Source organism: Microbacterium sp., assembly GCF_051953575.1.
Taxonomy (GTDB): Bacteria; Actinomycetota; Actinomycetes; order Actinomycetales; family Microbacteriaceae; genus Microbacterium.
Map to the genome: position 1 here is coordinate 1 of NZ_JBQCIP010000158.1, position 15,024 is coordinate 15,024.

Sequence of the window (15,024 nt, forward strand, 5' to 3'; positions counted from 1 at the left end):
GAGGCGGCGGTACGTGGCGTAGAGCGTCGCCTCTTTGATCTCGTACTGACCCCCGGTGGCGTCGCGGATCGCCTTGTAGATCTCGAAGCCGTACGCGTCGCCGCGGCGGAGCACCCCGAGCACGATCGTGTCGGTGTGACCGCGCAGCAGGTCGGCTGCGAACGCGTCGTCTTGTGTCATGTCAGGTACTGTATCACGTCAAGTACTCGCGAGCATCAACTACTTTGCCTGACGAAGGTGTCTCGTCCCCCGCTGTGTCGCCGCCATCGCAGAAACGCACGGAGCTCGCGGGTTCCTCGGGGAACCTGCGAGCTCCGTGCGCTGTTGCGAAGCGGGTGAGGCGCGCCGCCTCAGCTGGCCGCGAGCCGCGCCTTCTCGGCCTCGACGTCGAACGTCGCCGCGGGCCAGTGCGGATCGACGGACTCCAGCGCCTCGAGCAGCAGGTGCTGCACGGCCAGCCGTGCGTACCACTTGCGGTCGGCAGGCACGACATACCAGGGCGCCACCTCGGTCGACGTCCGCTCGAACACCGTCTGATACGCCGCCATGTACGACGGCCACAGCTGGCGCTCGTCCACGTCGCCCGGGTTGTACTTCCAGTGCTTGTCGGGGCGGTCGAGCCGCTCCATGAGCCGCTCCTTCTGCTCGTCGGGCGAGATGTGGAGCATCACCTTGACGATGCGCGTGCCCGAGTCGGCCACCCGCTTCTCGAACTCGTTGATCGCGCCGTAGCGGCGCTCGATCTCTTCGGCGGGCGCGAGCGAGCGGACGCGCCCGACCAGCACGTCCTCGTAGTGCGAGCGGTCGAACACGCCGATCAGCCCCGGTTCGGGCAGTCGCTTCTCGACCCGCCACAGGAAGTCGTGCTCGAGCTCCTCCGGCGTGGGCTTCTTGAAGGCGGCGAGCGCGATGCCCTGTGGGTCGGTCGATCCGACGACGTGGCGGATGATGCCGCCCTTCCCGGCTGAGTCCATCGCCTGCAGCACGAGCAGCACCGAGGCGTCCGTCGCGTCCACGCGGCTCTGCGCGAACAGGCGCTCCTGGTACTCGTCGAGCTGCTGCGCGCCCGACTTCAGGTCCTCGGCGGCGGCGTGCTTGTCGCGTTCGTACCCGGGCGTGGAACGGGGGTCGACATCGGCGAGGACGAAGCCTTCACCGACCCGCAGGAGATCGGCGACATCGCCGCTCCAGTGCTTCTGACTCGTGGCGATCATGCGCCCATCATGGACCAGATCCGGGTGCGGCAGCGGCAGCGACGTCGTCGGGATCCGGATGCCGGGGCTCAGCGCTCCAGCGGAACCTCGATGAGCTGCCGCCCGCCCACGGGCGAGGTGAGCGCCTGGTCGAGCGCGGACCGCGTCGTGATGCGCCGGTACTCCCAGCCGTAGGCGAGGGCGAGCTGCTCGAGCCTCACCGCATGCGGCGTGTAGAGCACCCGGTCCATGGCGTCAGCACCGGCGACCCGGGCCACCTCGAGCCCGTCGAAGATCGTGCCGCCGCCGTCGTTGCCGACGATGAGCTGGATGCGGGGCTCGGCCTCGTGCGGCGGCAGCAGCAGCGCGCCGACGTCGTGGAGCACCGCGAGGTCGCCGAGCAGCACGCGCGTCACGCCGGCACCGGCGGCGGACTGGCTCGCCAGGGCGATGCCGGTGGCCGTCGCGATCGTGCCGTCGATGCCGGCCAGGCCGCGGTTGGAGTGCACCGGCACCTTCTTGCCGGGCAGCACCTCGTCGGCCACGCGCACGAGGCGCGACGACCCGAACACGAGCCGGTCGTGCGGCCACGTCGCCCGCCACACCGCGTCGACCAACTCGACGCGGTCGAGCGGTGCGCGGATCACCTGCAGCTCGGCGGCGATCGCCCCGAGCCGCTCGGCGGGTTCGGCCGACGACAGGCCGTCGGCGTCGGGCGCCGGCGGCGTCAGGTCGACGGCCGCGGCACGGGATGCCAGCATCCATTCTCCGAGCCAGGCACGGTCGGGGTCGCCGGTCGCGACCGAGATGCGGTCGACGGCGGTCGAGGCACCGTTCAGATTGAGCGGCTCGCCCGGCCCCCGGACCGCGACGACCTCGACGTCGGGGTCCGACAGCAGGCGCGCGGCCTCCCGGCTGAGCGTGGGATGTCCCAGCACGACGACCCGCTCGACGCGACCGCCGAGATCGGGGTCGCGCAGCAGCGTGCGGTACCCGTGCACGACCTGGCGTCCGAAGCGGGCGCCGCTGACGATCTCGGCCACGAGCGGCCATCCGCCTGCATGCGCGAGGGCCTCGGCGTCGGGACCGGCATCCGCTCCGGCCAGCACGATGGTGCGCGGACCGCGCTCCAGCACGAACGGCGCATCCTCGGGCTCGGTCGGGACGTCGGACTCGCCGATGCCTCCGCCGCCCTGGTACAGGGCGCCGGACGGTTCGTCCTCGGGCTCGGCATCGGCCGGCGGCCCGTCGGGGTCAAGCGCGGGAGCCGCAGACAGCTCGGCCGCCGGCACGCCGAACCACGACGGCAGGGCCCCCGCGAGCGGCTCGCGGTACGGCAGGTTGAGGTGCACCGGGCCCGGCGACCACGTGCCCGCGCCGAGCGCGGCGGCGAAGGCCGCCTCGGCGACCGACCGCAGCATGGCGCTCTGCTCGTGGGTGCCGTCGGGATCGACCGCGTCGGGGACGGGCAGGTCGGCCTCGAACCGCACCGTCGGCGCGAACATGCCGGGCTGGCGCGTGGTCTGGTTGGCGCCCACGCCGCGAAGCTCGGGCGGACGGTCGGCGGTCAGCAGCAGGAGCGGCACACCGGCGTGATGCGCCTCGAGTGCGGCCGGCAGCAGGTTGGCGACGGCGGTTCCCGACGTGCAGACCACGGCCGCCGGCATCCCGGTCTCGCGTCCGATGCCGAGCGCGGTGAAGCCGGCGACGCGTTCGTCGAGACGCACGTGCAGCGCGATGATGCCGCGGCGCTCGAGCTCCGCCGCCGCGAGGGCGAGGGCCTGCGAGCGCGAGCCCGGGCTCACGACGACGTGCCGCACACCCAGCTCGACGAGCCGGAAGAGCAGGGCCGCGGCGGCGTCCGTGGCGGGCGCGGCGTCGATCGCGCTCGCGGCGCTGTCGGACTCGCTCACGTCAGCCGATGGCTCCGCGCTGGCCCCGGGCGTCGTCGTCGCCGTCGGCGGGGCGGGCAGGCGGGGTGGCCGGCGGCGTGCCGCCCGTCGAGGCGGCGCCCGGGGTCGTCGTCCCGGCGGCGGGATCCTCGGATGCCGGCGGCCGGGCCTGCGGTCGGGCCGGCGGGTTCCACTTCGGGTCGTCGTCCTCGGAGTCGAGTGCCGCCAGCTCCTCTTCGAGACGCCGGATGCGCTCGTCCTGGTCGCTGATCGAGCCGAGCGTGCCGAGGAACTCAGGGTCGTCGTCGGGCGCGCGGCGCAGCACGGCGACCGAGCCGCGGGCGCGGCCCACGGCGAGCCAGAGGATGCCGCCCAGGACCGGCAGCAGCACCACGATGAGCACCCACACGGGCTTGCTCACGCCGCGGTGGCGGATCGGAGGCTGGATGGCGCAGTCGACGATGGTGAAGACCCAGAACACTGTCGCCACCAGGGCCAGAATGAGCAGCCCGCGAGCCATGCCTCCATCCTAGGCGGGCGCGGCGCACAGCGGGCGTCCGGGGTGCCCTCCGTGACGCAAACGTAGGATGGACGGGTGAAAGCCCGTTCCGCCATCGTCTACTCGGTTCTGCGACTGCTGGCGTTCCTCGTGCCGTTCGGCATCATGATGCTGTTCCCGATCATGCGCGAGTACTACTGGCTCTCCGCGATCTTCGCCGCCCTCATCGGCCTGAGCCTGTCGGTGCTGTTCCTGCGCAAGCCCCTCGAAGACGTGACGACCGGACTCGCCGACCGCCGTGCGAAGGCGCGCTCGTCGGTCTCCGACGAGGATGCCGAGGATGCCGCCGCCGACGCGGCCTCCGGCACGGACTCCCCCGACTCCCCCCGGGCCTGACGCCGGTCCGCGGCGGCACCTGGGGACGGGATGCCGGCGGCTCCGGCATCCCGATCACACGGTGCTCAGCCGATGAAGGCCCACATGAGGAACGCGCCGTAGGCGACGGACGTCAGCGACGTGAGGCCCAGGGCCACGACGAGCTCGCGGGGGTCACGGTACGTCCAGACGATGAGCATGGCGGGCAGGGCCGCGAGGAGCGCGAGCAGCGTGAGCCAGGCGATCGGGTAGCCGATCCACGCGAGGAACACCGCGATGAGGAACGCCACCACGAGGAACACGGTGAACAGCACCTGCGTCGCGCGGCGGCCGATCAGCACCGTGAGCGTCTTCTTGCCGGCGGTGCGGTCCTGATCGATGTCGCGCAGGTTGTTCGCGAGCAGCACGGCGCACGCGATGAGACCCGCACCGACCGCGCCGAACCAGGCCTCCTGCGGCAGGGCGAGCGCCTGCACCCACGTCGTGCCGAGCGTCGCGACGAGACCGAAGAACACGAACACGAACAGCTCGCCCAGTCCGTAGTACCCGTACGGGCGCTTGCCGCCGGTGTAGAACCAGGCCGCGACGATGCACACGGCGCCGACGGCGATGAGCCACCACTGCTGCGTGCGGATCGTGATCGCCAGACCCGCGAGCGCGGCGATCGCGAAGAACGCCAGCGCGACGATCAGCACCGTGCGGGGCTTCGCACGGCGGCTGGCGGTGAGGCGCGAGGGCCCGACGCGGAAGTCGTCGGTGCCGCGGATGCCGTCGCTGTAGTCGTTCGCGTAGTTGACGCCGATCTGCAGCGACACCGACACGATGAGGCAGAACAGGGCGATCACCCAGTGGAACACGTCGGTCACGATGATGGCGGCGCCGGAGCCGATCAGGATCGGCGTGATCGCCAGCGGCAGCGTGCGCAGGCGGGCGGCGCCGATCCAGTCGCGGGCCGTCGCCTTCTGGACGTGAGCGGGGTCGCGCGAGACGTGCGACTTCTGCGGGTTGCCGCGCGAGCGCTGCTTCTTCGGGCCCGCGGTCTTGCGCTTCTTGCTGGGGGTTCCTGCCACGAGAGCACATCATAGGACCTCCGTTCATGCGCGCCCGTGTCTGTCGACCCCGTAGCGGATGTCGGCGGGGGCGCCCAGGATGGGCGGCATGCTGACCATCGGATCGATCGTCCTCACCGTGGAAGACATCGGGCGCGCCGGAGACTTCTGGCGGGCCGCCCTCGGGTACGTCGATCGAAGCGAGCCGAGCGAGGACTGGGTGATCCTCGATCCGCCGGGCAAGGCGCACTGGGCCGCAGCAGGAGCCTCGCTCGCCCTGTCGGTCACGGGGTATCCGCAGCACTACCCGCCGCGCATCCACCTCGACCTGTACGCCGAGGACCAGGCCGCCGAGGTCGAGCGCCTGCTCGCGCTCGGGGCGCACGAGGTCGACTGGGACGGATACCCCGAGGGTGCCGACTGGGTCGTGCTCGAAGACACCGAGGGCAACAGGTTCTGCGTCGTCCAGACCGGGCCGTACCCGGCGGCGTAGCGTCAGTGCAGCGCGGCGACGGCGCGGCGGATCGCCTCGCGGTCGGGCTTGCCTGACGGAAGGGTGGCGAGCTCGTCGACCAGCACGAGCCGGGTGGGCCGCGCGTGGGGACCGATCTCGGCCTGCACGGCCGCGCGCGCCTCGTCGAGTTGCACAGCCTCGCTCCGTCGCAGCGCTTCGCCTCGCGAGGCCACGATGACGGATGCCTCTCCCCAGCGTTCGTCCGGAACCCCGACGACCACGGCTCCGTCGAGCCCAGGCACAGAGCGGACGATCCGCTCGACGCGGTCCAGCGAGACGTTGATGCCGCCCGAGACGATCACGTTGTCGATGCGGCCGCGGATGCGCAGCACGCCGTCTTCGAACAGACCGGCATCGCCCGTGCGGTACCAGCGCGTGCCGTCGGGCTCGCGCACGAACACCGCGTCCGTCAGCTGAGGATCGCCGAGGTACCCCTCGGCGAGAGTCGGCCCCGCCACCTGCACCTCGCCGCGCTGGATGCGCACCTGCACACCGCGCAGCGGCACGCCGTCGTACACGCAGCCGCCGCTGGTCTCGGTCGACCCGTACGTGCGGGCGATACGCGCGCCCGCGGCCTCGGCCCGCTCGAGGGTGGCGGCGGGCAGCGCCTGACCGCCGATGAGGATGCGCTCGAACGAGCGCAGCGCCGCAAGGATATGGGGGTCGTGGTCGGCGGCGTCGAGCAGCTTCGACAGCTGCGCCGGCACGAGCGACGTGTAGGTCGGAACGCGTTCACCGCCCACCGACGATGTCATGGTGAGCGCCGCGGCGGCGAACGCCTGCGGCGTGAAGGCGCCGGAGAGGATCGCCGGTTCGCGGTCGGCGACGAGCGAGCGCACGAGCACCTGCAGCCCGGCGACGTAGCTCGCCGGCAGCGCGAGCAGCCATGCGCCGTCACCGATGCGGTCGGCGGTCGCCAGCGCGCTGGCGGTGAGACAGTCGCGGGTCAGCACGACGCTCTTCGGAACGCCGGTGGAGCCCGACGTGGTGACCACGACGGCGGTTCCCGGCCGCACCTCGGACGGCAGGCGATCGACCATGCCGAGTCCGAGCGCAGGGCCGGCGCCGTGCAGCGCACCGCGCAGCCCTCGCAGGATCTCGCGGGGGTCGTCGCCGACGACGGGTTCGAGCTTCATCGGCTCAGTAGTGCCACGGGTAGGGCGACCAGTCGGGGTCGCGCTTCTGCAGGAACGCGTCGCGGCCTTCGACCGCCTCGTCGGTGCCGTAGGCAAGACGCGTGGCCTCACCGGCGAACACCTGCTGACCCACCATGCCGTCGTCGACGGCATTGAACGCGAACTTCAGCATGCGGATCGCGGTCGGCGACTTCGTGAGGATGGTCCGTGCCATCGCCACCGCCTCCTGCTCCAGCGCCGCGTGCGGCACGACCCGGTTGACGGCGCCCATCTCGTAGGCGCGCTCGGCCGAGTACTCCTCGGCGAGGAAGAACACCTCGCGCGCGAACTTCTGCCCGATCTGCCGGGCGAAGTACGCCGAGCCGTAGCCGGCGTCGAACGACCCCACGTCGGCGTCGGTCTGCTTGAAGCGCCCGTGCTCGGCCGACGCGATCGAGAGGTCGCAGACGACATGGAGCGAGTGCCCGCCGCCGGCCGCCCACCCCGGGATCACGGCGATCACGACCTTCGGCATGAACCGGATGAGCCGCTGCACCTCGAGGATGTGCAGACGCCCCGATCGCGCCTGCGCCTCGGGCCCGACGGACTCCTCGGAGTCCGAGTACTTGTACCCGTCGCGGCCACGGATGCGCTGGTCGCCGCCCGAGCAGAACGCCCAGCCGCCGTCCTTCGGGCTCGGCCCGTTGCCGGTGAGCAGCACGACGCCGATGCGCGGATCCTGGCGGGCGATGTCGAGCGCCCGGTAGAGCTCGTCGACCGTGTGCGGACGGAACGCGTTGCGCACCTCGGGGCGATCGAACGCGATGCGCGCGACGCGGCCGTCCTTCGAGACATGCGAGGTGATGTCGGTGTAACCGCCGTCGGGAGCGCCGGGCGCCGGCATCCAGAGATCTTCGTCGAACAGTTCCGAAACGCTCACCCGCCCAGCCTACGGCGGGGCGGCGGCGCGCGTCATACAGGCGTCATCGGGAACCGGACAGGGGATGCCGCCGACTACCCTTGATCGGTGACCTCGACTCTTCGCACCCTGTCCGTGGCCGCGGCTTCCGCCGCTCTGCTGATCACCCTCGCCGCCTGCTCGACTCCGTCGCCCGAGCCGACGGCCTCCTCCACCCCGGAGGCGTCGACCCAGGCGTCCGTCGCGATGGAGCACGCCTGCGAGGGCGACGAGGGCGTCACCGTCGTCGTGGACGCCAGCGCGCTCGGCGACGCGGACGACGTGTCGAACACCTGGTGCGTGAGCGCCGACGACACGATCGTCGCCGCCGATGCGTTCGCCGCCACCGGCGTCACCACCGAAGGCACCGACCAGTACGGCGACCAGGTGGTGTGCCGTGTCAACGGCCTGCCCGCCGAGGACGAGGCGATCCCGGCCGAGGACGGCTCGGACTACTTCGAGAAGTGCGAGACGATGCCGGCGGCGTTCGCCTACTGGTCGCTGTGGGTCAAGCCCGCTGACGGCGAGTGGAACTACGCGCAGGAGGGCCCGGCCACTCAGCCGCTCGAGCCCGGCGAGGCCGTCGAGCTGCTCTTCACCCTCAACGGCGAACCGGCCGCGCCCGCATCATGACATTCCGGCCCGGGCCCCTGCGGGCGGCGGCGATCCTCGCCGCCGGCTTCGTGGGCGCCCGGGTCGTCTACCGGGTCCTGTTCCACGGGGCCGACGGCTCCGGGCCGGTGCTGCTGCCGCTCCCGGCGCTGCGACTCGCGCCCCCGTTCGCGCATGTGGTGCTGCTGGGCCCCGTCACGACGGACGGGCTCGTGGATGCCGCCGCCAGCGCACTGCCGATCGCCCTGGCGATCCTCGCCTTCGGGGTGCTGAACTCGCTCGTCGACCTGCATCGCATGTTCGCCCGCGCGTCACGGCGCGGGCCCTTGCGCGGCGGCGCCCGTGCGCTCGCGATCGCCTGGGCGACGCTCCCCTCGCTTGCCGACGGCGCCCGGGCGGTGCGCTTCGCGCAGCGGCTGCGCGGCGAGCGCGGCGGCGTCCGCCTGCTGCTCCCCCTGCTGCAGCGCACGCTCGAGCGCGCCGGACACGTGGCGGCCGCCCTCGAGCTGCGCGGCTTCGCCGGCCGCGGCCTCGCCGGCGACTGCCTCGCCCCCGTCCAGGCGTACGACGTGTCAGCCGGGTTCGGCGGGCCGAGTCCGGGAATCGCGGGTGCCGGGTCCGTCGGGCGCTCGCGAGGCTCCGCGCAGCGCGAGGCGATGGGCGGAGAGGGCGTGGGAGGCATCCACCTTCCTCCCGCCTTCACGCTCGAGGCCGGCACCCTCACGCTCGTGACGGGCGCGACGGGGTCGGGCAAGTCGACGCTGCTGCGCGCGATAGCCGGTCTGCACACGCACACGGACGGCGGATGGCTGACGGGGACGCTCCGGGTCGTCGGGCACGATCGCCTCGCCGTCGCGCCCCGAGACCTGGCGCAGCTGGTCGGGGTCGTGCTGCAGCATCCGCGCGAGGCGTTCGCGACCGAGCGCGTGCGCGACGAGATCGGGCTCGCACTCGAACTGCGCGGTGTCGCCCGCGTGATCGTGGACGCCCGCGTCGCCGAGGTCGCCGAACGGGTCGGGATCTCACGCCTGCTCGACCGGCCGACGCGCGGCCTCTCGGCGGGTGAGGCCACGCTCGTCGCGATCGCCGCCGCGGTCGTCGAGCACCCGATCCTGCTGCTGGTCGACGAGCCGCTCGCCGACCTCGACGCGGACGCACGCGTGCGCATCGCCGGACTGCTCGGCGCGCTCGCGCACGAGGCCGGCATGTGTGTCGTCGTCGCCGAGCACAGAGTGGACGTCATCGCGGGGGTCGCGGACGAGGTTCTGCGGATCGAGGGCGGCGCGGTGGAGGCGGTGCCGGCGGCCGAGGCCGGTTCGGGGCGGGACGTTGCCCTTGCCGGGCGCTCCCGCAGGACGACAGGCACCGACACCGGAAGCGACACGGACGGCGTGCTGCGCGCTCGCGGCATCACCGTGACCCATCGCGGCGCCGTGGCGGTCGCGGGGGCCGCCGTCGACCTGCGCGCCGGCGAGATCGTCGCGCTCACGGGGCCCAACGGCGCCGGCAAGTCGAGCCTTCTCGCCGCGCTCGCGCTGCCCGCGCGCGACGCCGACGTCTCGGCGGCGGGCCGTGTGGCGCTGGTCCCGGACGCCTCGGACGACCTGTTCGTCTACGACACCGTCGCGGGCGAATGCGCGCGGGCCGACCGGCACGCCCGGCGTTCGCTGCGCTCGTCGGCTGGGGAGCACAGCCGGCCTGCGCAGGAACCCCGGGGTACGGGTCCTCATGCCGGCGATGCTCCTCAATCGAGGATGCCGACGGCCACGGCCGCCCGCTTCGCCGGGTTCCTCGGCCTCGACCCGGAGAGCCCGGAGTTCACCCCACGGCTGGCGCGGCATCCTCTCGATCTCTCTGCGGGAGAGCGACGCTGCCTGGCACTCGCGATCCAGCTGGCGACCGACCCCCGGGTGATGCTCGTCGATGAGCCGACGCGCGGCCTCGACTCGGCCGCCCGCTCGGTCGTGTGGGCGGCGCTCGAGTCTCTGGCCGACACCGGCACCGCGGTGCTGGTCGCGTCGCACGAGCCGGAGGTCGCCGCGCTCGCCGACCGCGTGCTCGAGATGCGCGACGGGATCGTGACGGACCGGCCGGTCTCGTCGAGAATTCAGGAGATCCGCACACCGGCGGTGCGCGAGGCCCGGATTCCCGCGGCGGTCGGGGCGACGGCCGCCGGATCTCCTGACTTCTCGACGGTGCACTCGCGGCCACCGGCACCCCGTCGGCGGCTGCTGCCGGTCGCGGCGCTCGTGACCGCCAACCTCGTGGCGCTGGGCGCGTTCTGCTGGCCGCTCGTGGCGACGGCGGTGCCCGCGCAGGCGTACGCCGCCGTGCCGGTCATAGCCCTCGCCCTGGCGCCCCTGGCGGTGCTCGTCGTGATCGCGACGCTCGACGGGACCGTCCGGTCGGCCCACGCCCTGGCCCTGCTGGGCACGCTCGCCGCGATCGGCGCCGCCGTGCGCATCGCGAGCACCGGCGTCGGCGGCGTCGAGGCGGTGTTCGTGCTGCTGATCCTCGCCGGCCGCGCGTTCGGCGCCCGCTTCGGGATGCTGCTCGGCATGGCCTCCATCGCCCTGTCGACCCTCGTCACCGGGACGTTCGGCCCGTGGACGCCGTTCCAGATGTTCGCGTGCGCGTGGGTGGGCGCCGGCGCAGGGATCCTCCCCCGGCTGCGCTCGAGGTCGGGCGAGATCGCGATGCTCGCCGTCTACGGCGTCGTCGCCTCGTACGCCTTCGGGCTCATCATGAACCTCTGGTACTGGCCGTTCGCGGTGGGGTACGGCACCGGCATCTCGTACGACGGCTCGGCACCGCTCGACGTGAACCTGTCGAGCTTCCTGCTGTACTCGCTCGTCACCTCGACCCTCAGCTGGGACACCCTGCGCGCCATCACGACCGTCGTCGGCCTGGTCGTCATCGGGCGTCCGGTGCTGTCCGCCCTGCGTCGCGCCAAGCCGCTGCAGCCGGTGCGCGAGGCTCCGGCGGTCCGTCCTCCGAGTCCGGTGCCTGCCGGCACGGCCGACCGCAGAGGCTGAGCCTGCGGACGGGGACGCGGATGCCGGGGGCCCGGCATCCGCTCCGCACGGGTCGGGTCAGACCGAGAAGTACTTCGCCTCGGGGTGGTGGAAGACGAACGCGTCGGTGGACTGCTCGGGGTGCAGCTGCAGCTCTTCGCTGAGCTCGACGCCCATGCGCTCGGGGCGCAGCAGTTCGACGACCTTGCGGCGGTCCTCCATGTCGGGGCAGGCCGGGTAGCCGAGCGAGAAGCGGGCGCCGCGGTACTCGAGCTTGAACAGGCCGGCGGTGTCGGTCGGGTCTTCGGCCGAGAAGCCGAGCTCGGAGCGGATGCGGGCGTGCCAGAACTCGGCGAGCGCCTCGGTCAGCTGCATGACGAGGCCGTTGAGCTCGTAGTAGTCGCGGTACTTGTCTTCGGCGAAGAGCTTCGCGGTCACCTTGTCGATCGCGGCGCCCGCGGTCACCAGCTGCACCGGTAGCACATCCACCTGGCCCGACTCGCGAGAGCGCACGAAGTCTGCGAGGTTCAGGTGGCGGTCGCGGCGCTGGCGGGGGAAGTGGAAGCGCAGCCGGTCCGTGCCGATCGGGCCGCCGCTGCCGCCGTCGGGGGCGAGCAGGCCCGGCACGCCCAGCACGCCGGTCGGGTCGTCGGCGTGGTGCAGCACGACGACGTCGTCGCCCTCCGACACCACCGGGAAGTACCCGTACGCGACCGACGCGTCGAGCATGCCCTCGGCGAGGATGCGGTCGAGCCAGTACCGCAGCCGGGGGCGTCCCTCGGTCTCGACGAGCTGCTCGTACGACAGGCCGTCCTCGCCGCGGCCGGGCTTCAGCCCCCACTGGCCCATGAACGTCGCGCGCTCGTCGAGGAACGCCGCGTAGTCGTGCAGCGCGATGCCGCGGACGATGCGGGTTCCCCAGAACGGCGGCGCCGGGATGGGGTTGTCGGATGCCACGTCCGACCGCGCCGGCATCGCCTCGGGCTCGGTCAGCGTGAGCTTGGAGCCGGCCGCGTGGCGGCGCTTCTTGAGCTCGGGCAGTCCCACCGAGGCCGGGTCGGCGCCGCGCGCGATCTTGACGAGCGGCTCCATGAGCGCGAGGCCCTCGAACGCGTCGCGGGCGTAGCGGACCTCGCCGTCGAACAGGCTCGCCAGGTCGTCCTCGACGTACGCGCGGGTGAGCGCGGCCCCGCCCAGGATCACCGGCCAGCGACGGCCCAGCCCGCGGGCCGTGAGCTCTTCGAGGTTCTCCTTCATGACGACCGTCGACTTCACGAGCAGCCCCGACATGCCGATGACGTCGGCGTCGTGCTCCTCGGCGGCGGCGATGATGTCGGCGATCGGCTGCTTGATGCCGAGGTTGATCACGTCGTAGCCGTTGTTCGTGAGGATGATGTCGACGAGGTTCTTGCCGATGTCGTGCACGTCGCCGCGGACGGTCGCGAGCACGATGCGGCCCTTGCCCGAGGCATCCGACTTCTCCATGTGGGGCTCGAGCAGCGCGACGGCGTTCTTCATCACCTCGGCCGACTGCAGCACGAAAGGCAGCTGCATCTCGCCGGCGCCGAACCGCTCGCCGACGACCTTCATGCCCTCCAGCAGGTGGTCGTTGATGATCGCGAGAGGCGCCATGCCCTCGGCGCGCGCGAGGTCGAGGTCGGCTTCGAGGCCCTTGCCCTCGCCGTCGATGATGCGCCGCTGCAGGCGCTCGCCTGTGGGCAGCGCGGCGAGCTCGGCCGCGCGCTGGTTGCGCAGGGCCGCGGTGTCGACGCCGGCGAACAGGTCGAGCATGCGCGCCAGCGGGTCGTAGGTGACGTTGCCGTCGGCGTCGTACTCGCGACGATCCCACACCAGGTCGAGCGCCACCTGGCGCTGCTCATCCGAGATCGAGGCGAGCGGCACGATCTTGGCGGCGTCGATGATGCCGCTCGTGAGCCCGGCCTCCACCGCTTCGTGCAGGAATGCCGAGTTCAGCACGCTGCGCGCGGCCGGGTTGAGGCCGAACGACACGTTCGAGACGCCGAGGGTCGTGTTGATGCCCGGGTACTTCGCGGTGATGCGGCGGATGGCCTCGATCGTCTCGATGGCGTCTCGTCGGGTCTCCTCCTGCCCGGTGGCGATCGGGAACGTGAGGCAGTCGACGATGATGTCGCTCACCCGCATGCCCCAGTCGCCCACGAGCTCGTCGACGAGGCGCGACGCGATGCGCACCTTGTCGTCGGCGGTGCGCGCCTGGCCCTGCTCGTCGATCGTCAGTGCAATCACCGCGGTGCCGTGCTCTTTGACGAGCGGCATGATGCGCCCGAATCGGGATGCCGCACCGTCGCCGTCCTCGTAGTTCACCGAGTTCACGACCGGGCGGCCGCCGATGAGCTCCAGGCCCGCCCGGATCACGGCCGGCTCCGTCGAGTCGACGACGAGCGGCAGCGTCGAGGCGGAGGCAAACCGCGAGACCACCTCGCGGATGTCGGCCACGCCGTCGCGGCCCACATAGTCGACGCAGACGTCGAGCAGGTGCGCACCGACCCGGATCTGGTCGCGGGCGATCTCGACGCAGTCGTCCCAGCGCCCTTCGAGCATCGCCTCGCGGAACGCCTTGGAGCCGTTGGCGTTGGTGCGCTCGCCGATCGCGAGGTATGACGCGTCCTGCTGGAACGACACGTGCTGATACAGCGAGGCCACGCCCGGGTCGACGGCCGGGTGGCGCTCTCCCCCGGCCCGGAGGGGGCGCAGCCGGTCGACGACGGCCGCGAGGTGCTCGGGCGTCGTGCCGCAGCATCCGCCGATCAGACCCAGGCCGAACTCGCGCACGAACTGCTCGTGCGCCGTCGCGAGCTCGACGGGCGACAGCGGATAGTGCGCGCCGTTCGCGCCGAGCACGGGAAGGCCGGCGTCGGGCATGCAGGCGATCGGCACCGTGGCGTGCTTCGACAGGTGCCGCAGGTGCTCGCTCATCTCGGTGGGCCCGGTGGCGCAGTTGAGCCCGATGGCGTCGACCCCGAGCGGCTCGATCGCGGTGAGCGCCGCCCCGATCTCGGAACCCATGAGCATGGTCCCGGTGGTCTCGACGGTCACCTCGACGAAGATCGGAAGCCGGATGCCGCGGCTCACGATCGCTTGGCGACAGCCGTTGATGGCGGCCTTGGTCTGCAGCAGGTCCTGGCTGGTCTCGACGAGGAACGCGTCGGCGCCGCCGTCGATGAGCCCCTCGGCCTGCAACGCGAAGGTCTGCTTCAGGTTGTCGTAGGTGGTGTGACCGAGGCTCGGAAGCTTCGTACCGGGTCCCATCGAGCCGAGCACCCAGCGCTCCCGGCCATCGGCGGCCTCAGCGGCCTCGACCCGCTCGCGCGCGATGCGGGCGCCGACCTCGGCGAGCTCCGCGATGCGGTCGACGATCCCGTAGTCGTCGAGGTTCGACCAGTTCGCGCCGAACGTGTTGGTCTCGACGGCATCCACTCCCACCTCGAGGTAGGCGTCGTGGATCGCGCCGACGACGTCGGGGCGCGACACGTTGAGGATCTCGTTGCAGCCCTCGAGCCCTTGGAAGTCGGCGTCGATCGTGAGGTCGTAGCGCTGCAGCATCGTGCCCATCGCGCCGTCGGCGATCACGACGCGGTTGCGGACGGCATCCAGCAGGCGCTCCGCACGCTCGGGACGCGCGACGCCGTCGATGTCGAGGGCGAAGCGGGGCGCGGAGGTAACGGCGGTGCCCCCCCCGTGTTTTTGGCGGGGTGTCCGGGCGGGCCCCGTCGTGACGGGCCCCGCGGGGGGGCGGGGGGGCGGCGGTGTTTGTGTGGCGCCCG

Annotated in this window: 12 protein-coding genes; 4 read left to right on the forward strand and 8 right to left on the reverse strand. The window is 72.3% G+C overall.

Annotation, left to right across the window (positions count from 1 at the left end):
* The 4 genes from ACTHNQ_RS10040 to ACTHNQ_RS10055 form a co-directional block, all read right to left on the reverse strand.
* A partial coding sequence (locus tag ACTHNQ_RS10040; protein WP_440333238.1) for a PadR family transcriptional regulator occupies nt 1-180 on the reverse strand: 180 nt, incomplete at its 3' end.
* Nucleotides 181-350: 170 nt separating this feature from the next.
* A complete protein-coding gene (locus tag ACTHNQ_RS10045; protein ID WP_440333239.1) occupies nt 351-1,214 on the reverse strand; it encodes a polyphosphate kinase 2 family protein in 864 nt (287 codons plus the stop codon).
* Between the two features lie 68 nt (nt 1,215-1,282).
* Complete coding sequence (gene menD / locus ACTHNQ_RS10050; RefSeq protein WP_440333240.1) at nt 1,283-3,106, reverse strand: 2-succinyl-5-enolpyruvyl-6-hydroxy-3-cyclohexene-1-carboxylic-acid synthase; 1,824 nt, start codon at nt 3,104-3,106, stop codon at nt 1,283-1,285.
* Nucleotide 3,107: 1 nt separating this feature from the next.
* The gene (locus ACTHNQ_RS10055; RefSeq protein ID WP_440333241.1) at nt 3,108-3,605 is read right to left on the reverse strand and encodes a PLDc N-terminal domain-containing protein; all 498 of its coding nucleotides are present in this window, start codon (nt 3,603-3,605) and stop codon (nt 3,108-3,110) included.
* 75 nt (nt 3,606-3,680) lie between these two features.
* Between ACTHNQ_RS10055 and ACTHNQ_RS10060 the strand changes: the two genes are divergently transcribed.
* A complete protein-coding gene (locus ACTHNQ_RS10060; RefSeq protein WP_440333242.1) occupies nt 3,681-3,980 on the forward strand; it encodes a DUF4229 domain-containing protein in 300 nt (99 codons plus the stop codon).
* Nucleotides 3,981-4,045: 65 nt separating this feature from the next.
* Here the strand turns inward: ACTHNQ_RS10060 and ACTHNQ_RS10065 are convergent, their stop codons facing one another.
* A complete protein-coding gene (locus tag ACTHNQ_RS10065; RefSeq protein WP_440333243.1) occupies nt 4,046-5,029 on the reverse strand; it encodes a 1,4-dihydroxy-2-naphthoate polyprenyltransferase in 984 nt (327 codons plus the stop codon).
* An 88-nt stretch (nt 5,030-5,117) separates the two neighbouring features.
* Here ACTHNQ_RS10065 and ACTHNQ_RS10070 point away from each other — a divergent pair, with 88 nt between their 5' ends.
* Nucleotides 5,118-5,501: a VOC family protein gene (locus tag ACTHNQ_RS10070; protein ID WP_440333244.1), complete on the forward strand. Its 384-nt coding sequence runs from the start codon at nt 5,118-5,120 to the stop codon at nt 5,499-5,501.
* 2 nt (nt 5,502-5,503) lie between these two features.
* On the opposite strand, the gene ACTHNQ_RS10075 is transcribed toward ACTHNQ_RS10070, so the two are convergent.
* Both ACTHNQ_RS10075 and ACTHNQ_RS10080 read right to left on the reverse strand, forming a co-directional pair.
* Nucleotides 5,504-6,658, reverse strand: coding sequence for an AMP-binding protein (locus ACTHNQ_RS10075; protein ID WP_440333245.1), 1,155 nt, complete (start codon nt 6,656-6,658; stop codon nt 5,504-5,506).
* Between the two features lie 4 nt (nt 6,659-6,662).
* A complete protein-coding gene (locus tag ACTHNQ_RS10080) occupies nt 6,663-7,577 on the reverse strand; it encodes a 1,4-dihydroxy-2-naphthoyl-CoA synthase (protein ID WP_440333246.1) in 915 nt (304 codons plus the stop codon).
* Between the two features lie 87 nt (nt 7,578-7,664).
* On the opposite strand from ACTHNQ_RS10080, the gene ACTHNQ_RS10085 reads away from it, so the two are divergent.
* Nucleotides 7,665-8,228 carry a hypothetical protein gene (locus tag ACTHNQ_RS10085; RefSeq protein ID WP_440333247.1) on the forward strand — a complete coding sequence of 188 codons (564 nt, stop codon included), beginning with the start codon at nt 7,665-7,667 and terminating at the stop codon, nt 8,226-8,228.
* Nucleotides 8,225-11,242, forward strand: coding sequence for an ATP-binding cassette domain-containing protein (locus ACTHNQ_RS10090; protein ID WP_440333248.1), 3,018 nt, complete (start codon nt 8,225-8,227; stop codon nt 11,240-11,242). The genes ACTHNQ_RS10085 and ACTHNQ_RS10090 overlap by 4 nt, the downstream gene beginning before the upstream one ends.
* A gap of 57 nt (nt 11,243-11,299) precedes the next feature.
* On the opposite strand, the gene metH is transcribed toward ACTHNQ_RS10090, so the two are convergent.
* Nucleotides 11,300-14,893 (reverse strand): methionine synthase, encoded by a 3,594-nt coding sequence (gene metH / locus ACTHNQ_RS10095; protein WP_440333249.1) that lies wholly within the window; start codon nt 14,891-14,893, stop codon nt 11,300-11,302.
* Between the last annotated feature and the right edge of the window lie 131 nt (nt 14,894-15,024).

Coding starts and splice junctions, on each gene's coding strand:
- ACTHNQ_RS10045 (WP_440333239.1), bottom strand. CDS start 1,214: ATGATCGCCACGAGTCAGAAGCACTGGAGCGGCGATGTCGCCGATCTC.
- ACTHNQ_RS10055 (WP_440333241.1), bottom strand. CDS start 3,605: ATGGCTCGCGGGCTGCTCATTCTGGCCCTGGTGGCGACAGTGTTCTGG.
- ACTHNQ_RS10070 (WP_440333244.1), top strand. CDS start 5,118: ATGCTGACCATCGGATCGATCGTCCTCACCGTGGAAGACATCGGGCGC.
- ACTHNQ_RS10075 (WP_440333245.1), bottom strand. CDS start 6,658: ATGAAGCTCGAACCCGTCGTCGGCGACGACCCCCGCGAGATCCTGCGA.
- ACTHNQ_RS10090 (WP_440333248.1), top strand. CDS start 8,225: ATGACATTCCGGCCCGGGCCCCTGCGGGCGGCGGCGATCCTCGCCGCC.